The organism is Acinetobacter sp. ACNIH1 (assembly GCF_002934695.1).
Lineage (GTDB): Bacteria > Pseudomonadota > Gammaproteobacteria > Pseudomonadales > Moraxellaceae > Acinetobacter > Acinetobacter variabilis.
Genome location: NZ_CP026420.1, coordinates 2,246,882 through 2,264,310, shown reverse-complemented (window position 1 = coordinate 2,264,310; position 17,429 = coordinate 2,246,882). Strand labels below are relative to the sequence as shown.

Below are 17,429 nucleotides of genomic sequence, written 5' to 3'. Positions count from 1 at the left end.
TTAAGACCTCTTAATTATTCAAAAGCACTTACATCACCGACACCACGACGGATCACTTCAGGCTGATCTCCTGATAAATCCACAATAGAAGTCGTACTTAAAGTTCCTAGACCACTATCAATAAAGACATCAATCCGTTTGCCGAGTTGCATTTCAATGTCATAAGGATCATCAAGAGGATCGGTGTGGTCTGGAAGAATCAGGGTAGAGGTTAATAAAGGTTCGCCCAGCTCTTGAAGCAGCATCTGGCACACAGGATTGGTAGGGATACGCAAACCAATGGTTTTTTTCTTTGGATGCATTAAACGTTTAGGCACTTCGCTGGTTGCCGGAAGAATAAACGTGGTCACAGCAGGTGTATTATTTTTCAGCAAACGATAGACGGCATTGTCGACTTTAGCATAAGTCGCAAGATCGGATAAGTCACAGCAGATAATGGCATATTGGTGCTTAGGTCCTAGACCACGAATCTGCGCGATTCGCTCCATCGCATGTTTATTACCAATCTGGCAGCCAATTGCATAGGCTGCATCGGTCGGATAAACCACAACATCACCGGCACGAATACGTTCTACCGCCTGACTGATCAAACGAGCTTGCGGATTATCTGGGTGTACACGTAAATGCAGCATAAATATTCCTTCCAACCTGCCTTAAACTTATTATGAAATGCCTTTGTATAAAGTAACAATGACAAACAGGTAGATTTGTGTAATTTAATCAAGCATTTCACGTTGAAATTCATCAGATTGTAAACTTTTGCCCGCACGGATGCAGACACAGATACAATCAATGAAGCGTTTGGCATCACGTGGCAGTTTGGCTTCACCACTAAAATAGCGTTGCACCTGGGTATAGACATTATCTTTAAAGCTGGAACCATCGCCACCATCACCGGTTAAATTATCCAGAGACACACGGAACTTACGGCCAAATGCTTTGGAGAACATCCATTCAATCGCTTGTGGCTTGATTTCGACCTGCTCAAATAATGCCTGCTGTTCCTGGGTACGGCCATCTGGCGCATACCAGTAGCCCAGATCTGGCAGCAGACGGCGCTTGTCACCGGCAATAGTCCAGTGACTGATTTCATGCAGAGCACTATTAAAGAAGCCATGCGCAAACTGGATCTGGGCAGGGCTATCTTTTGTTGCCGGGAAATACTCCGGTTCAAAATCACCACGGACTAAAGTGACATTTAGGTGGGAAAACCAGTGATTAAAGTGTAAGATGAGCCAATCAACCTGTTCCGCTTCTGAGGATAAATTCGCCCACGGTAAGCGTTGCACTTGCTGTAGTGAGCTGTCAGAATCGGAGGTTGAAAGTGTGCTAACGAGTGATGAAACATTCACTTCTGTTTGCGGCTGCAACAGATGCATGACTGAAATTACCCAATTGGTCTGTCTAAAAATAAGTACAAAATTGTATCTTAATCTTTGACAGAGTTCTGATGAATTTGTAGAATTGCCGCCTTAATTATGTCAGCAAATACCTTTCCGGCACAGATTGAGCCGTTTAAATGGGCTGAACAGGGCTTTAAATGGTCAGGTCAACTGCCTTTATCTCGCTTTGTTCGTATTGCTCGTGAAGCTGTTGGATCAATTGATGATCAATTGATTAACATAGACTGTAAGCTATCAATGGATGCCTATCATCGCATTGCATGGTTGGATGGTCATGTTGAAACGAAAGTTCCAATGGAATGCCAGCGTTGTCTGGAGACCGTTGAAATCGAACTCGTTTCAGATTTTCATCTAGCTCTGGTGGATGATGAGTCACTGATAGAGCGCTTGGATGAGGATGCTGATTTCATCGTCTTAGGTGAAAGTGAAGCAACGACGAAAGGTTCATATGATGCACCTGCCACCGCTGACTTGCTCGCACTGATAGAAGATGAATTGTTATTGTTGATGCCGCTGTCTCCTAAGCATGACGTTTGTGAGCATAAGCATCAACCTGCCGCAGAAGAAGTTGTTGAAGAAAAACGGGATAATCCGTTTGAAGTTTTGGCAGCTTTGAAGGGTAAACTTAACTAATTTTTGTGTTATACTCATGCGTATAAGACAATCGAATTTGTTCTGATCCATTTTTTCGATATTTGTAAGGAGCCATCATGGCCGTTCAGCAAAACCGTAAAAGTCGCTCTCGCCGTGACATGCGCCGTTCACATGACGCTTTAACTGAGAATGCATTAACTGTAGACCAAACTACTGGTGAAACTCATCGTCGTCACCACGTATCTAAAGATGGTATCTACCGTGGTCGTCAATTATTCGCTAAAGCATCTGCTGAATAATTGATGATGTATTAAGCGTTAAAGCTTAGTAGAAAAAATGGGAGCGTTAAGCTCCCTTTTTTTATGCCTGATTTTATCTCCAGGTTTTGCGGTCGTCATGTGAAGTCGCGGTTTTTGTTGTATTTGGCAATTACCCAAGCCAAAATTACGTGTTAAATTGCGCTCCACAATGGGTAAGGTGATCTGATCGGCTAATTTTCAGGTCTAAGAAAAGATTCGCACCTCTTGAATGAAAGGATTTTATTTATGTCTGCTAAACAACTCGAACAAGCAGCTCAAGCAACTAAAACTGCATTTGTGTTCCCAGGTCAGGGTTCACAAAAAGTCGGCATGCTCGCTGAACTTGCAGAACAGTTTAGTGGTATCCGCGATACATTTGCTGAAGCATCTGAAGCGGTGGGTTTTGATCTGTGGCAGATTGCACAGACGGGTGAAGGTCTGGATCAAACCGAATTTACTCAACCGGTACTATTAACAGCATCAATCGCTTTATGGCGTGTATGGTTAGAGCTGGGTGGAGTAGCACCAAAATATATGGCGGGCCATTCACTCGGTGAATACAGCGCGTTAGTTGCAGCGGGTGCTTTAAGTCTGGGTGATGCAGTCAAGCTAGTGAACCTGCGTGGTAAGTTGATGCAAACTGCTGTACCTCAAGGCGTAGGTGCAATGGCGGCGATTCTGGGTCTAGATGATGCCAAAGTGATCGAGCTTTGTGCACAAGCAACAGCAGCAGGCGAAGGTTCAGTTGAAGCAGCCAACTATAATGCTCAGGGGCAAGTCGTAGTTGCTGGTAATAAAGAACGCGTAGAAGCCGTGATGGTACTGGCCAAAGAAAATGGCGGTAAAGCGATTGCACTGCCAGTTTCAGTTCCTTCACATTGTTCACTGATGAAACCTGCCGCTGAGCAGTTTGCAACAGCTTTGGAACAAACTGCCATTGAGATGCCACGCATACCTGTATTACAAAATGTAGGCGCAAAAGCAGCTGCGAACGTGACTGAACTTCGTCAGGCTTTGACTGAGCAGCTGTATGAGTCAGTACAATGGACTAAAACACTACAATTCCTTCAAGATGAAGGCGTTGAGTACATTGTAGAATGTGGCCCAGGTAATGTACTGGCCAATATGGCAAAACGTTTACCGAATATCGAAAAAGCACTTCCATTAGATACTCAATCTCGTCTGGAAGATGCGTTGAACACCGTATTGGTGGCAGAAGGGAAAATTGCATGACACAGGAACGTAAAGTTGCCTTGGTGACAGGTGCAAGCCGCGGCATTGGTGCTGCAATTGCACAACAATTAATTCAAGACGGTTATTTTGTCGTAGGTACTGCGACTTCTGAAGCGGGTGCAGAGAAACTTAACGCACAATTTGCTGAAAATGGTGCCGGTAAAGTTCTAGATGTACGTGATGGTGCTGCGATTGATGCACTGGTCAGCGATATTGAGCAAAACTATGGTCCTGTGCTGGTACTGGTGAATAATGCCGGTATTACCAAAGACAACCTGTTATTACGCATGTCGGAAGACGACTGGGATGATATTTTAAACATCCATCTGAAAGCCGTTTATCGTTTATCTAAACGTGTGCTGAAAGGTATGACCAAGGCACGTTTCGGCCGTATCATTAATATCAGTTCTGTGGTGGCGCATTTTGCTAACCCAGGTCAGGCGAACTATTCAGCTGCCAAAGCAGGTATTGAAGCATTTGGTCGCAGTCTGGCTAAAGAAATGGGTAGTCGTCAGATTACAGTCAATGCTGTTGCACCTGGCTTTATCGCAACTGAAATGACTGAACAGTTAAGTGAAGAAATTCGCAAAAAAATGAGTGATCAAGTGGCTTTAAACCGTTTAGGTGATCCACAAGATATCGCGAATGCCGTAAGTTTCCTGGCATCGGACAAAGCCAGTTACATTACAGGTACAGTCATTCACGTTAATGGTGGTTTATACATGAGCTAAACGGCACATGTATTAACTTTCCAAATTTTATAGATTCAATTAAACTAACGGCATTAAAAACGCCACAAGCAATGAGGAGAATTCCTGTGAGCGATATCGAACAACGCGTTAAACAAGCGGTTGCAGAACAACTTGGTATCAAAGTCGAAGAGATTAAAAACGAAGCATCTTTCATGGATGACTTAGGTGCTGACTCTCTAGACCTAGTTGAACTTGTTATGTCTTTCGAAAATGACTTCGACATCACTATTCCTGATGAAGATTCTAATGAAATCACAACTGTTCAATCTGCTATTGACTATGTTACTAAAAAACTTGGTTAATACTGATTTTCAGCTTTGCTGAACCTAAAGACCACCGCAAGGTGGTTTTTTTGTACCTATAGAATAGAGATAGGGTGATTTTACAATCGATAACCTTTTGCTTACCAATGACTAACTTTGTATCTGCTGCTTTCCTTGTACAAATAAGAATGATCTGATGAATAACAAGAATGGAGTCCACTATGGGTCTTTTTGATTTTGTAAAAGGCATTGGTAAAAAGAACACTGCAGCTGCGGAGCCACAACAAACACCGGCAGCAACTCAACAGGCACCTGCCGCTGCACCTAAAGCAGCATCGGCTGAACCTTCTGCACAGGAAATAGCGAACAAATTATTAGGCCATGTTAAAAGCCTAGGACTGCCAATTACAGGATTGTCGATCAGCTATAACTCAACCTCAGATCTGGCAACCGTACGCGGACAGGTACAAAGTCAGGCGGATCGTGAAAAGATTATTTTAGCAGTAGGAAATGTTGATCATGTTGCTAAAGTAGATGACCAGCTGACTGTAGCGAATCCGGAACCTCAAAGTAAGTTCTATACGGTTAAATCGGGTGATACCTTATCTAAAATTTCGAAAGAATTTTATGGTGATGCCAACCAGTACAACAAGATTTTCGAGGCAAATCGCCCTTTACTAAAAAATGCGGATGATATTTTCCCGGGTCAGGTACTACGTATTCCTGCCTAGTTTTAGATAATCATCAATATAAATAATAAAATTTTATTTTAAACTTATCTAATTCAGATAAACGGTTCACAACAAAGCCCCTTATGGGGTTTTGTTGTATCTACCACTTGAACCCTTGTCAGAATTAGATTCCTACATCCAGATATGAACTTTCCTTTACTTCTTCCATAACCACATAACTATGTGAGGAAGCAGAAGAGGGGAGCTTTTTTAATAAATCCCCAAGCAGACGCCGGTAAGCACTCATTTCCTTTAGGCGTGCTTTCACCAGATAATCAAAATCTCCCGAGATCAGATGACATTCCAGTACTTCAGGAATTTCACTTAAGTCACGCGCGACCTGTTCAAATACATCGCCCGATTTGGCAGAAAGTTTGATTTCCAGAAACACCAGCAGGTTCTTTTCCAGTTTTTCCGGATTGAGCCGGGCATGGTAACCCATGATGATTCCATCGCGTTCCAGTCGCTTGACCCGCTCGGAACAGGGTGTGGTGGAGAGGTTGACTCGGGAGGCGAGTTCACTGATTGCAATGCGCCCATCGCGCTGCAGGATATCTAAAATCATGCGATCAATGCGGTCTAATTTACGCATCTATTATTCCCTTAATTTTTAAAAATGACGCGAAAAATCTAGTGGATTTGCTGAATATATCAGTTTAAAACAGTGAAATTCACTATTGATCCAAAAATATACTGGTGAAATAAACTATAAATGTCATTGAGGGTAATGTCATGCGCGTAATTGTATTAGGTGGTGGTGTCATTGGTGTAACAAGTGCCTACTATCTTGCGCAGCAGGGAGCAGAAGTGACTGTCCTTGATCGTCAGGCAGGTCCAGCTGAAGAAACCAGTTTTGGCAATGCAGGCCAGATTTCTCCTGGTTATTCGACACCGTGGGCAGCACCTGGCATTCCATTTAAAGCAGTGAAGTGGATGTTTCAGCATCATGCACCATTGGCTATTAATGTTGATGGTAGTCTGTGGCAGCTACAGTGGATGGCCCAGATGCTGAAAAACTGTAATGCTCAGCATTATGCAGTGAATAAAGAACGTATGGTGCGGGTCGCTGAATATAGCCGTGACTGTTTACGTAATCTACGTCGTGATATCGGCATCTCTTATGAAAACCGTTCTAAAGGAACGTTGCAGATTTTCCGTAAGGAAGCACAGCTCGATGCAGTGCAACGTGATATCGAAGTGCTGAAAGAAACCGGCGTGGATTTTGAGTTGCTGGATCGTGAGCAGCTAGCCAAAGTTGAACCGGCACTGGCAGAAGCTAAAGATAAACTGGTGGGTGGTTTGCATCTGCCAAATGATGAAACCGGTGATTGCTACCTGTTTACCAATGCACTGGCCAATTACGCCAAAGGCATGGGCGTACAATTCAAGTTTAACCAGCATGTTGAAAAACTGCTATTTGAAGGCGACCAGATTAAAGGTGTACTGGTCAATGGTCAGGTGTTGACCGCAGATAGATATGTACTGGCTTTCGGCAGCTATTCCCGTGATTTTCTGAAGCCGTTACACCTGGATCTGCCGGTATATCCAGTCAAAGGTTATTCATTGACCATTCCAATTGTGGATCAGACTCATGCACCACAATCGACTGTGCTGGATGAAACTTACAAGATTGCATTGACTCGTTTTGATCAGCGTATCCGTGTCGGTGGTATGGCAGAGCTAACAGGCTTTAATTTGGGCCTGAATGAGGATCGCCGTGCAACCTTGGAAATGGTCACTCGTGACCTGTTCCCGGGTGGTGACATGGCGCAGGCCAGTTTCTGGACCGGCTTACGTCCAATGACTCCAGATAGCACACCAATTATTGGACCGACACGCTTTAACAATCTGTTCCTGAATACCGGACACGGTACGCTGGGCTGGACCATGGCATGTGGCTCAGGAAAGCTGATCAGTGATTTGGTACTGGGTCAAGCACCTGAAATTAGTACTGAAGGCTTGTCGCTGAATCGTTATCAGCAGGTTGCTTAAGCTTTTAAGGATTATCAGTTTCAGGGAAGAAATTTATGCCACGTCCAATACACGCGGTTATTCATCAACAGGCATTGCAACATAACCTGCAAGTTGCACATTCCTGCGCACCTCAAAGCCAGGTCTTTGCAGTAGTTAAAGCTGATGCCTATGGGCACGGCATAGAGCGGGTTTATGCCGCATTAAAAAGTGCTGATGGTTTTGCCTTTCTGGATCTTACTGAAGGAAAGCGTTTGCGTGCCTTGGGCTGTGACAAGCCCTTATTGTTGCTGGAAGGCATTTTTGGCTTTGAAGATTTATTCGACTGCGCCAAGTATGAGATGGGTTTTGCAATTCATGCCCAGCATCAACTGGAATGGTTAAAAACCTTTGTCCAATTACAGCCAGACGTACAGTTTGATGTCTTTTTAAAAATGAATAGCGGAATGAACCGGCTCGGTTTTTTACCTGAGCAGTATCCTTCCGCTTTTCAGGAATTAAAAAATATTCAGCAAGTACGCTCTATTAGTCATATGACACATTTTTCCGATGCGGATGGCATGCGACTTGGACAGGAAGGTATTGAACATCAACAACTGGTCTTTATCGAAACCATTCAAAATCTGCCGGGCAAAACCTCACTCAGCAATAGTGCCGCCATTCTGCGCCATCATCAGCATATACAGTCAGACATTGTACGTAGCGGCATCATGCTTTACGGCAGTTCACCTGACTATCCCGCCCATACGATTGATCACTGGAACTTAAAGCCGACCATGACTCTGCGTAGCGAACTGATCGCAATTCAGCAGGTTCGGGCAGGAGACAGCATCGGTTATGGCTCTACTTTTATAGTTGGGCAGGATATGCAGATTGGAATTGTGGCCTGTGGTTATGCGGATGGTTATCAGCGAATCACACAAACTGGAACACCGGTTTTGGTAGATGGGATTCGAACCCAAACGATTGGTCGCGTCAGTATGGATATGCTGGCGGTTGATCTGGATTCTGTCCCGGATGCACAGATTGGTAGCGAAGTTGTGCTGTGGGGACAATCCATTCACGGCACAGTATTACCGATTGATGAAGTAGCCGCGGGTTCGGGTACGGTTGGCTATGAGCTGATGTGTGCCATCACCCAACGTGTGCCCGTGCAGATTGAAAGTTTAAGATTAAACAAATATTAGAAATAAGAGAGGATAAAATTATGACGGAACATATAGATATTCAGCGTTTGAACAGCAATCAGGTGATGAGTGCTGTCACCATTCATAATCAAACCGTGTATTTGTCAGGGCAGGTGCCTGACAGCATCAGTCTGGATATTCATGGTCAAACACGTGAAGTGCTCATGAAGATTGATCAACTCCTTAAACTGGCAGGTACAGACAAAAGCCGTCTGTTATCTGCACAGCTCTTTGTTAAAAACCTGGAAGACTTTCAAACCGTCAATGCGCTCTGGATTGAATGGCTCGAGGGATGTGGTACACCAGCACGCGCAACCATTCAGGCGGATTTGGTGAATCCCGCCTGGTTAATTGAAATTGCAGTGATTGCAGCGCTCCCTTAAGTTGTTTCAGATTTTTATATCTCCCAACTTGATTTTGTAAGCATATCAGGCCTGATCATTTAATCCATTAAATGAAACTGCATCTGCAATCAGGATTTCAGGAAGAAATCCGATCAGATAAGCGAAGGCTTGATGTGAAAAAGGAACCGAATATGAATACAGTCTCTTCTAAAGATGATGCATCATCATCTCCCCATGAATTACAACGTAAGCTCTCTAACCGCCATTTGCAGTTAATTGCCATTGGTGGTGCCATTGGTACAGGCCTGTTCATGGGTTCTGGTAAAACGATTGCACTGGCAGGGCCTTCAATCTTGTTTATATATATGATTATTGGAGCCATGTTCTTTTTCCTGATGCGTGCATTAGGGGAAATCCTGTTATCCAATTTGCACTATAAATCCTTCATTGATATGGCGCATGACCTGATTGGTCCGGGGGCTGGCTATTATATTGGCTGGTCGTACTGGCTGGGCTGGATTCTGGTCGGTATTGCCGACTTAGCGGCAATTATCAATTATCTGAATTTCTGGCTGCCACCCGATATGGCTTTTACACCCATGGGGCAGGCCATGATCAGTGCGGGCTGTGTATTGCTGGTACTGGGAATTAACCTGCTGACCGTGAAGCTGTTTGGTGAAATCGAGTTCTGGTTCGCCCTGATTAAAATTCTGGCGATTCTGGGCCTGATTGTGATTGGCGGATATATGATCTTCAGCGACTTCCAGGCACCAAGTGGATCGGCTGCCAGCCTGACCAATGTCTGGGCCTATAATGGTATGTTCCCTAAGGGCACTATGGGCTTTCTTGCCGGCTTCCAGATTGCGATGTTTGCTTTCGTAGGTGTGGAACTGCTGGGTACGATGGCGGCTGAAACCAAGGATCCGGAAAAGAACTTGCCTAAAGCAGTGAATGCGATTCCTACACGAATCATCCTGTTCTATGTATTGTCTCTGCTGGTGATTATGTCTGTAACGCCGTGGGTAGAAATTCCTGCTGATCAAAGTCCTTTTGTGACTCTTTTCTTGCATGCCGGTATTCCCGTATCAGCCATTATCATGAATCTGGTGGTGCTGTCTTCTGTAATGTCTTCCATGAACAGTGGCGTGTTCTCTACCAGCCGGATGCTGTTTGGTCTGGCACGTGATGGTCAGGCACCCCAGGCTTTGGCTGAGCTTTCAAGTCGTGCAGTTCCGGCTAAAGGTCTGTTATTTTCCTGTGCCTTTATTATGGCGGGTGCAGCTTTCCAGTATTTTGTGCCGAACACGATGGAAGCCTTTACGCTGGCCAGCTCACTCTGTGTGATTCTGTTTATCAGTATCTGGGGGCTGATTATGGTGTGTTATATCCGTTACCGTAAACAGCAACCTGAAAAACATGCCACTTCGACCTTCAAGATGCCGGGCGGAATCTGGATGTCCTATCTGGTGTTGATCTTCTTGTTCTTTGCCTTAATTGTTTTAAGTCTGGAAGCAGATACCATGAAGGCACTGATGATTAGTCCGCTGTGGTTGGTGATTCTGTTTACTACCTATCATACTTTGTATAAACCACGTCTTCGTAAACATCAGCAAATTCTCTCCGGAGAATAAAGTGCAGACATAAAAAATCCCCGATCAATCGGGGATTTTTTAATTTTAGGGAATTTTAGAAAGTAGGTTTTACAACCACTAAAATCACCACAGCAAATAAAATCAGCGTTGGCATTTCATTAAAGAAGCGCCAGAACTTGTGTGACTTGTAATGGGCATTTTCCATCAGTTTCTTACGATAATAACCACATATCAAATGGTAAATGACTAGCAAGCCAACCAGGCCGACTTTCAGATAGAACCATAAGGCTTCATGGTAATGACGCGTTGCATCACCCCAATCGACTAGAAAGTGTGCTGTTATCAGCGTGGCGACCATGGCTGGCCACATAATCCCGCGATACAGCTTGCGTTCCATAATTTCAAAGCGTTGATGACTTACGACATCTTCACTCATGGCATGGTAGACATAAAGCCGTGGCAGATAGAACAAAGCAGCGAACCAGCAAACCACAGCAATAATATGTAATGCTTTTACCCACAAGAAAGCATCAGAAGGAGCATCCATCAAGTCACCCTAAAATGGGCGGCTTAGCCTTCCCATTTTTTGAAAACGAGACAAGCATTTACGCCGCCGAAACCGAAACTGTTACTCATCACAGTATTCAATTTTGCGTCACGTTTTTCAAGTACGATATCAAATGGTTTTGCGCCTTCATCCAGTTCAGTCACGTTGATGTTTGGTGCAATAAAGTCATTTTGCATCATCAGGATAGAGTAGATTGCTTCCTGTACACCTGCAGCACCTAAGCTGTGACCTGTCATAGATTTAGTTGAGCTGAGTGGAGGAACCTGACCTTCACCGAAGGCACGTGCCATGGCTTTAAGTTCAGTAACATCACCCGCTGGAGTAGAAGTACCATGTGTATTCACATAGTCAATTTTATCTACGCCATGCTGTTTAGCTTCTTCTAGAGCCATCAGGATACAACGTGTTGCACCTTCGCCAGATGGAGCAACCATGTCAGCACCATCAGAGTTAGCTGCATAAGCCACAACTTCAGCCAGAATATTCGCGCCACGTGCCTGAGCATGTTCCAGTGACTCAAGCACCACAAAACCGCCACCACCAGCAATCACGAAACCGTCACGGTCTGCTGAATATGGACGAGAAGCTGTTTCAGGTGTGTCGTTGTATTTAGAGCACAATGCACCCATCGCATCAAACAGCAGGCTTTGAGACCAGTGATCTTCTTCACCACCACCGGCAAGCATTAAATCCTGTTTGCCTAATTGAATCAGGTTGTAAGCATAACCAATGGCATCGGCAGAAGTTGCGCAGGCGCTGGTAATCGAGTGTGCAATCCCTTGTAATTTGAATGCCACACCGACGTTCGCAGTAATGGTATTTGACATGTTACGTGGGACGAAGAATGGGCCAACTTTACGCGCACCTTTTTCTTCCAGCAATTTTGTCATTTCTACTACAGATGCTGTCGAGTTGCCACCTGAACCACCCGCAATACCATAACGTGGATTATTCGCCAGATCTTCCTGTTTTAAGCCAGCGTGTTCAACAGCAGCCACAGCAGCATTGTAGGCATACATTGCACACACGCCCATAAAGCGTTTCAGCTTACGGTCAATACCATCAAAATCCTGTTCAGCAGCAGCGCTAACATGGCTCTTGAAATTCAGTTCAGCATAAGTCGGATTAAAACGTGTTCCTGAAATCCCGTTTTGTAAAGAGTGATTCACATCCTCTAATGTATTACCAATGCACGAGTTAATACCCATACCAGTGATGACAACACGTTTCATCTACAGATCCTTATAGTTTATCTCTGGGGCAGCGGGAGATATCTGGCGTTGATAAGACAGCAAAATATAGCGCTAACCCCTATTTCACAATGCAGAACATCATAGCAGAAAGATTTTTGAAATCTTATGGCAAATGTTATGCCGTGTGACAGTAGGTTGAATTTATAAAGTACTGTGTAGAGCTTTTACTAAATGAAACAGAATAAGGTTGAGATAAATGCTGACTACACCTAGTATTTATACCAAATACAAGCACGTGTATGCTGAGGTAAAAAATGGTAAATGCTAATAATAAACAATCTAATGGTCTGATTTCGAATGCCTTTGGAGTGGCGAAAAAGTTCAGTTCAACAGGTTTGGAACTGTTAAATCATGTTGCACCAGATTCTGTGACTAAAACCTTCAATACCGATCATGCTGTTGACGGCTCGGCAAAAGTCAAAAGCCCTTTTGCTTCAAAAAAATATGAAAATCCCAAAGACATGCTACGCGAACATCTTCCAAATGTTTCCCGTCAGCTGCTGGGCCGTCGTTTTAATACCGTGAATAATGTCGCGCATTTTGTTTCTCCCCAGCTGGCCGACAAAGTATCTGACTACTTTTATAATCACCTGAATCAGTTCAGCAACCAGATGAGTTCGGTTGATGCCATCCTGAATGAAGCAGGGGCGAAGGATCTGGAAGAACTAACTCAGGACACTACGCGTTCTCAACGCATTTCTCAGGCATTTGCTGAACAAAATAAATGGATGGCGACGGTACAAGGCGCTGTAAGTGGTGTCACTGGGGTATTGGGAACTGCGATTGATATTCCAGCTTCTTTACTGATGGCACTGCGTACTATCTATCAAGTGGGACGTTCTTATGGTTTTGACCTGAGCAAGGAAGACGATCAGGAAATTGTACAGCATATCTTTAGACAGATTGATCTCAGTCTGATTGCAGAAAAACAGGCGCTGTTGATGGGGCTTAAAGCGCTGAGCAGTACTTTGAAAACACATGACCTTTCCCAGTTGCAGACTATGCTTGGATCAAGCAATGATGTGGAAACACTGAAAAAATGGCTCAGCAATCAGGATGGTAGCATGAAGTGGGAATGGATGAACCATTTCCCGAAACTATCTTTATTAGAGCAGCTAACCAAATTGACTCCATTGGCGAGTGCAGGTATTGGTGCAGTCTATAGTCATCGCTTTGTGAATGATGTGAACCAGAAAGCACAAGAAGTATTCTCTCATGCCCGTCAGTATCTACAGCAGCATCAGGATCTAGGTTTGTCGCCATATGCTGCCTATGAAAAAGCCGTTGACCTGCTCCAGCAGGCGACCCCGAAGCTGATAGAAAATCTTGATCATTCAGCCGCTGATAAAGATAAGCCAATTCTGGATAAAGAAATCCCAATTGAAGGCAATCAAACTATCAAGCAAGTCAAACTGATTAAGAAAGAGCAGGAAAGCTTGAGCCCGGAAGAAGCTGAAGTGAAAAAAGATGAAAAGGTCAGTGAAGGTCTGGATGAATTGACCGATAAACTGGTTGAACACGCCGATGCTAAACAGGAACAAAAACCGGCTATTCCAAAAGATTCTTTTGATGCAGATGCAGCACTGGAAGAAGAGCTCGGCTTGCAGGAAAATGACACAGAAATGTTACAGGCAGCCGCTGAAGAAGAGACGGATACAAACAAGCCTGAAAACTCCGAGACTGCAGACAAACAAACGCAAGCTGAGGAAACTACGGAAGATGTTGCAAAAAATGCTGCCACGAAATCGAAAAAATAAGTGATTTTCGCCATAAAATAAACGCTTAAAGTCGAGATGCGATCGTATTTTGCCTGACTCCGGCATATTGACCGATTTTGCATCTTGACATACAATTGCATGCCCTCAAAAAGTAGTATTTTTTTGGGGCTTTTTATTAACGGGAGAATTGCCACATGGCAACAACAAATCAGTTGATCCGTAAGGGTCGTACGACTTTAGTTGAAAAATCTAAAGTTCCTGCGTTGAAGGCTTGTCCACAGCGCCGTGGTGTTTGTACACGTGTTTACACAACTACACCTAAAAAACCTAACTCAGCAATGCGTAAAGTTTGCCGTGTTCGCTTAACTTCAGGTTTCGAAGTTTCTAGCTACATCGGTGGTGAAGGCCATAACCTACAAGAGCACAGTGTTGTTCTTATCCGTGGTGGTCGTGTTAAAGACTTACCAGGTGTACGTTACCATACCGTTCGTGGTTCTTTAGACTGTGCTGGTGTTAAAGATCGTAACCAAGCTCGTTCTAAATACGGTACTAAACGTCCTAAGAAATAATCTTTTGAGATTAAGTTCTTATTTCGCTAGAACTGCAATCCTTTATCGTCTCGCTTGTCTGATTTCTGCATTTAATTTTGTGAAAATTCAAGCGACGTGTAGTAAGGCCAGCGAATGCACACGACACTTTGTGCTACTGCTGGATTAACCTGAAGTGTCATATTTATAGGTAGTTTTAAAATGCCAAGACGTCGCGTAGTCGCTGCTCGTGAAATCCTTCCGGATCCTAAGTTCAGCAGCCAAACAATCGCTAAATTCATGAACCACGTAATGCAAGATGGTAAAAAATCTATTGCTGAAAGTATCGTTTACGGTGCTTTAGACCGCGTTCAAGAAAAATCTAAAGTAGACCCAGTTGAATTTTTCGAGACTACTCTTGAAAAAGTTCGTCCTATGGTCGAAGTAAAAGCACGCCGTGTTGGTGGTGCTACATACCAGGTACCTATGGAAGTGCGCCCATCCCGTCGTACTGCCTTGGCTATGCGTTGGTTAGTAGATGCTGCTGCTAAGCGTTCTGAAAAAACTATGGCTTTACGTCTTGCTGGCGAGTTGCTTGATGCAGCTGAAGGTAAAGGCGCAGCGGTTAAAAAACGTGAAGATGTGCACCGTATGGCTGAAGCCAACAAAGCCTTCTCTCACTATCGCTTCTAAGCGGTTAAAACAGCCCCTATTCAGGAGGATGATGAGCCAGTTTTCGCTGTTTTGTCATCGAATCGCTTTAAGCTGCCCAGCAGCTTAAAGCGTCCTGTTTTAAACAACAAAATTTAGGAATGCAAGAAATCATGGCTCGTCAAACCCCAATTTCTCGTTATCGTAATATTGGTATTTCTGCGCACATCGATGCGGGTAAGACCACAACTACTGAACGTATCTTGTTCTACACAGGTGTATCTCACAAAATTGGTGAAGTACATGATGGTGCAGCAACAATGGACTGGATGGAGCAAGAGCAAGAACGTGGTATTACCATTACTTCTGCTGCTACCACTACATTCTGGTCAGGTATGTCTAAGCAGTTCCCAGAACACCGTATCAACGTAATTGATACCCCGGGACACGTTGACTTCACAATCGAAGTTGAGCGTTCTATGCGTGTTCTTGATGGTGCATGTATGGTTTACTGTGCTGTAGGTGGTGTACAACCTCAGTCTGAAACTGTATGGCGTCAAGCTAACAAATACCAAGTGCCTCGTTTAGCATTCGTGAACAAGATGGACCGTACTGGTGCAAACTTCTTCCGTGTTGTTGAACAAATGAAAACACGTCTTGGTGCGCACCCTGTACCTGTAGTAATCCCTGTTGGCGCTGAAGAAAACTTCCAAGGCGTTATCGATCTGATCGAAATGAAAGCGATCATTTGGGACGAAGCTTCACAAGGTATGAAGTTCGAGTACGGCGAAATCCCTGCTGATCTTCAAGAAACTGCTGAAGAATGGCGTACAAACATGGTTGAAGCTGCTGCTGAGGCTTCTGAAGAGTTAATGGATGAATACCTGAACAATGGCGATTTGACTAAAGAGCAAATCGTTACTGGTCTTCGTGTTCAAACATTGGCTTGTGAAATTCAACCAATGCTTTGTGGTACAGCGTTCAAAAACAAAGGTGTTCAACGTATGTTGGACGCAGTAATTGAATTCTTGCCGTCTCCTACTGAAGTTAAAGCAATCGAAGGTATCCTTGACGACAAAGCTGAAACTAAAGCGACTCGTGAAGCATCTGACGAAGCTCCGTTCTCTGCGCTTGCGTTCAAAATCATGAACGACAAATTCGTAGGTAACTTAACTTTCGTACGTGTTTATTCTGGTGTTCTTAAACAAGGTGACTCTGTTTATAACCCGGTTAAATCTAAACGTGAACGTATCGGCCGTATCGTGCAAATGCACGCGAACGATCGTCAAGACGTTGAAGAAATCCGTGCTGGTGACATCGCTGCGTGTGTAGGTCTTAAAGACGTAACTACTGGTGATACACTATGTGATGAGAAAAACATCATCACTCTAGAACGTATGGAATTCCCAGAGCCAGTAATTGCATTGGCTGTTGAACCAAAAACTAAAGCTGACCAAGAAAAAATGTCTATCGCTTTAGGTCGTTTGGCTAAGGAAGATCCATCATTCCGCGTTCGTACTGACGAAGAATCTGGTCAAACAATTATTGCTGGTATGGGGGAGCTTCACCTTGACATCATCGTTGACCGTATGAAACGTGAATTCAACGTTGAAGCGAACATTGGTAAACCAATGGTTGCTTACCGCGAAACAATCAAAAAGACTGTTGAGCAAGAAGGTAAGTTCGTACGTCAAACTGGTGGTAAAGGTAAATTCGGTCACGTATATGTACGTTTAGAACCGCTTGATCCTGAAGCTGGTAAAGAATACGAATTCGCTGAAGAAGTTGTAGGTGGTGTGGTACCTAAAGAATTCTTCGGTGCAGTTGACAAAGGTATCCAAGAACGTATGAAGAATGGTGTCCTTGCTGGTTATCCAGTAGTTGGCATCAAAGCGACATTGTTCGACGGTTCTTACCATGATGTCGACTCTGACGAATTATCGTTCAAGATGGCTGGTTCTTATGCCTTCCGTGACGGTTTCATGAAAGCAGATCCTGTTCTTCTTGAACCTATCATGAAAGTTGAAGTAGAAACTCCAGAAGACTACATGGGCGATATCATGGGTGACTTAAACCGTCGTCGTGGTATGGTTCAGGGTATGGACGATTTACCTGGTGGTACTAAAGCAATTAAAGCTGAAGTTCCACTTGCTGAGATGTTTGGTTACGCAACTCATATGCGTTCTATGTCTCAAGGTCGTGCGACTTACTCTATGGAATTTGCTAAATATGCTGAAACTCCACGTAACGTGGCTGACGGCATCATTTCTAAGTTCCAGTCTGGCGGTAAAAAAGGTGACGACGAGTAATCTTTCGATTACTATAAGCCCAAACTAATTCATA

General features: G+C 44.0%; 19 protein-coding genes. 14 read left to right on the top strand and 5 right to left on the bottom strand.

The features are described from left to right. Positions 1-14 precede the first annotated feature (14 nt). Entirely contained in the window at positions 15-632 is a 618-nt protein-coding gene (locus C3F22_RS11075) for an L-threonylcarbamoyladenylate synthase (protein WP_005234273.1), read from the bottom strand. A gap of 84 nt (positions 633-716) precedes the next feature. Further along, positions 717-1,379, bottom strand: coding sequence for an elongation factor P hydroxylase (locus C3F22_RS11070; protein WP_005234275.1), 663 nt, complete (start codon positions 1,377-1,379; stop codon positions 717-719). 99 nt (positions 1,380-1,478) lie between these two features. Here C3F22_RS11070 and C3F22_RS11065 point away from each other — a divergent pair, with 99 nt between their 5' ends. The 6 genes from C3F22_RS11065 to lysM all read left to right on the top strand — a co-directional run bounded on the left by C3F22_RS11065 (position 1,479) and on the right by lysM (position 5,275). Continuing rightward, positions 1,479-2,036, top strand: coding sequence for a YceD family protein (locus C3F22_RS11065; RefSeq protein WP_004783305.1), 558 nt, complete (start codon positions 1,479-1,481; stop codon positions 2,034-2,036). A 77-nt stretch (positions 2,037-2,113) separates the two neighbouring features. Beyond that, positions 2,114-2,296 carry a 50S ribosomal protein L32 gene (gene rpmF, locus C3F22_RS11060; RefSeq protein WP_004783304.1) on the top strand — a complete coding sequence of 61 codons (183 nt, stop codon included), beginning with the start codon at positions 2,114-2,116 and terminating at the stop codon, positions 2,294-2,296. A gap of 246 nt (positions 2,297-2,542) precedes the next feature. Then, positions 2,543-3,529: an ACP S-malonyltransferase gene (fabD, locus tag C3F22_RS11055; RefSeq protein WP_005234277.1), complete on the top strand. Its 987-nt coding sequence runs from the start codon at positions 2,543-2,545 to the stop codon at positions 3,527-3,529. Then, positions 3,526-4,260, top strand: coding sequence for a 3-oxoacyl-ACP reductase FabG (gene fabG / locus C3F22_RS11050; RefSeq protein WP_004783301.1), 735 nt, complete (start codon positions 3,526-3,528; stop codon positions 4,258-4,260). The genes fabD and fabG overlap by 4 nt, the downstream gene beginning before the upstream one ends. Positions 4,261-4,346: 86 nt before the next feature. After that, positions 4,347-4,583, top strand: a complete 237-nt coding sequence (gene acpP, locus C3F22_RS11045; protein WP_004783299.1) for an acyl carrier protein — start codon at positions 4,347-4,349, stop codon at positions 4,581-4,583. 182 nt (positions 4,584-4,765) lie between these two features. Beyond that, on the top strand, positions 4,766-5,275 hold the full coding sequence (lysM, locus tag C3F22_RS11040; protein ID WP_005234280.1) for a peptidoglycan-binding protein LysM: 510 nt from the start codon (positions 4,766-4,768) through the stop codon (positions 5,273-5,275). A 124-nt stretch (positions 5,276-5,399) separates the two neighbouring features. Here lysM and C3F22_RS11035 read toward each other — a convergent pair whose 3' ends face one another. Next, entirely contained in the window at positions 5,400-5,867 is a 468-nt protein-coding gene (locus tag C3F22_RS11035; protein WP_004783295.1) for an Lrp/AsnC ligand binding domain-containing protein, read from the bottom strand. A 140-nt stretch (positions 5,868-6,007) separates the two neighbouring features. On the opposite strand from C3F22_RS11035, the gene C3F22_RS11030 reads away from it, so the two are divergent. The 4 genes from C3F22_RS11030 (at position 6,008) to C3F22_RS11015 (ending at position 10,408) form a co-directional block, all read left to right on the top strand. Beyond that, positions 6,008-7,267, top strand: coding sequence for a D-amino acid dehydrogenase (locus tag C3F22_RS11030; protein WP_005234282.1), 1,260 nt, complete (start codon positions 6,008-6,010; stop codon positions 7,265-7,267). Positions 7,268-7,302: 35 nt separating this feature from the next. Next, positions 7,303-8,433 carry an alanine racemase gene (gene alr / locus C3F22_RS11025; RefSeq protein ID WP_005234284.1) on the top strand — a complete coding sequence of 377 codons (1,131 nt, stop codon included), beginning with the start codon at positions 7,303-7,305 and terminating at the stop codon, positions 8,431-8,433. A 20-nt stretch (positions 8,434-8,453) separates the two neighbouring features. Continuing rightward, positions 8,454-8,816: a RidA family protein gene (locus C3F22_RS11020; RefSeq protein ID WP_005234286.1), complete on the top strand. Its 363-nt coding sequence runs from the start codon at positions 8,454-8,456 to the stop codon at positions 8,814-8,816. A gap of 152 nt (positions 8,817-8,968) precedes the next feature. Next, positions 8,969-10,408: an amino acid permease gene (locus C3F22_RS11015; protein WP_104427018.1), complete on the top strand. Its 1,440-nt coding sequence runs from the start codon at positions 8,969-8,971 to the stop codon at positions 10,406-10,408. A 55-nt stretch (positions 10,409-10,463) separates the two neighbouring features. On the opposite strand, the gene C3F22_RS11010 is transcribed toward C3F22_RS11015, so the two are convergent. Together C3F22_RS11010 and C3F22_RS11005 are read right to left on the bottom strand one after the other, a co-directional pair. Further along, entirely contained in the window at positions 10,464-10,916 is a 453-nt protein-coding gene (locus tag C3F22_RS11010; protein WP_005234291.1) for a CopD family protein, read from the bottom strand. A gap of 23 nt (positions 10,917-10,939) precedes the next feature. Further along, complete coding sequence (locus tag C3F22_RS11005) at positions 10,940-12,169, bottom strand: beta-ketoacyl synthase N-terminal-like domain-containing protein (RefSeq protein WP_005234293.1); 1,230 nt, start codon at positions 12,167-12,169, stop codon at positions 10,940-10,942. A 275-nt stretch (positions 12,170-12,444) separates the two neighbouring features. Here C3F22_RS11005 and C3F22_RS11000 point away from each other — a divergent pair, with 275 nt between their 5' ends. The 4 genes from C3F22_RS11000 to fusA all read left to right on the top strand — a co-directional run bounded on the left by C3F22_RS11000 (position 12,445) and on the right by fusA (position 17,395). After that, the gene (locus C3F22_RS11000; RefSeq protein WP_005234295.1) at positions 12,445-13,947 is read left to right on the top strand and encodes an EcsC family protein; all 1,503 of its coding nucleotides are present in this window, start codon (positions 12,445-12,447) and stop codon (positions 13,945-13,947) included. Between the two features lie 155 nt (positions 13,948-14,102). Further along, a complete protein-coding gene (gene rpsL, locus C3F22_RS10995; protein WP_004783283.1) occupies positions 14,103-14,477 on the top strand; it encodes a 30S ribosomal protein S12 in 375 nt (124 codons plus the stop codon). 180 nt (positions 14,478-14,657) lie between these two features. Then, entirely contained in the window at positions 14,658-15,128 is a 471-nt protein-coding gene (gene rpsG, locus C3F22_RS10990; protein ID WP_004783282.1) for a 30S ribosomal protein S7, read from the top strand. Between the two features lie 131 nt (positions 15,129-15,259). Then, positions 15,260-17,395 carry an elongation factor G gene (gene fusA / locus C3F22_RS10985; RefSeq protein ID WP_005234297.1) on the top strand — a complete coding sequence of 712 codons (2,136 nt, stop codon included), beginning with the start codon at positions 15,260-15,262 and terminating at the stop codon, positions 17,393-17,395. Positions 17,396-17,429: the final 34 nt, after the last annotated feature.

Bases quoted from the DNA above. Each gene is read 5' to 3' on its own strand.
- C3F22_RS11065 (WP_004783305.1), top strand. From the start codon at position 1,479: ATGTCAGCAAATACCTTTCCGGCACAGATTGAGCCGTTTAAATGGGCT.
- C3F22_RS11020 (WP_005234286.1), top strand. From the start codon at position 8,454: ATGACGGAACATATAGATATTCAGCGTTTGAACAGCAATCAGGTGATG.
- C3F22_RS11030 (WP_005234282.1), top strand. From the start codon at position 6,008: ATGCGCGTAATTGTATTAGGTGGTGGTGTCATTGGTGTAACAAGTGCC.
- lysM (WP_005234280.1), top strand. From the start codon at position 4,766: ATGGGTCTTTTTGATTTTGTAAAAGGCATTGGTAAAAAGAACACTGCA.
- C3F22_RS11075 (WP_005234273.1), bottom strand. From the start codon at position 632: ATGCTGCATTTACGTGTACACCCAGATAATCCGCAAGCTCGTTTGATC.
- C3F22_RS11000 (WP_005234295.1), top strand. From the start codon at position 12,445: ATGGTAAATGCTAATAATAAACAATCTAATGGTCTGATTTCGAATGCC.
- C3F22_RS11015 (WP_104427018.1), top strand. From the start codon at position 8,969: ATGAATACAGTCTCTTCTAAAGATGATGCATCATCATCTCCCCATGAA.
- alr (WP_005234284.1), top strand. From the start codon at position 7,303: ATGCCACGTCCAATACACGCGGTTATTCATCAACAGGCATTGCAACAT.
- C3F22_RS11005 (WP_005234293.1), bottom strand. From the start codon at position 12,169: ATGAAACGTGTTGTCATCACTGGTATGGGTATTAACTCGTGCATTGGT.
- fabD (WP_005234277.1), top strand. From the start codon at position 2,543: ATGTCTGCTAAACAACTCGAACAAGCAGCTCAAGCAACTAAAACTGCA.
- C3F22_RS11010 (WP_005234291.1), bottom strand. From the start codon at position 10,916: ATGGATGCTCCTTCTGATGCTTTCTTGTGGGTAAAAGCATTACATATT.
- fusA (WP_005234297.1), top strand. From the start codon at position 15,260: ATGGCTCGTCAAACCCCAATTTCTCGTTATCGTAATATTGGTATTTCT.
- rpsL (WP_004783283.1), top strand. From the start codon at position 14,103: ATGGCAACAACAAATCAGTTGATCCGTAAGGGTCGTACGACTTTAGTT.
- rpmF (WP_004783304.1), top strand. From the start codon at position 2,114: ATGGCCGTTCAGCAAAACCGTAAAAGTCGCTCTCGCCGTGACATGCGC.
- rpsG (WP_004783282.1), top strand. From the start codon at position 14,658: ATGCCAAGACGTCGCGTAGTCGCTGCTCGTGAAATCCTTCCGGATCCT.
- C3F22_RS11035 (WP_004783295.1), bottom strand. From the start codon at position 5,867: ATGCGTAAATTAGACCGCATTGATCGCATGATTTTAGATATCCTGCAG.
- C3F22_RS11070 (WP_005234275.1), bottom strand. From the start codon at position 1,379: ATGCATCTGTTGCAGCCGCAAACAGAAGTGAATGTTTCATCACTCGTT.
- fabG (WP_004783301.1), top strand. From the start codon at position 3,526: ATGACACAGGAACGTAAAGTTGCCTTGGTGACAGGTGCAAGCCGCGGC.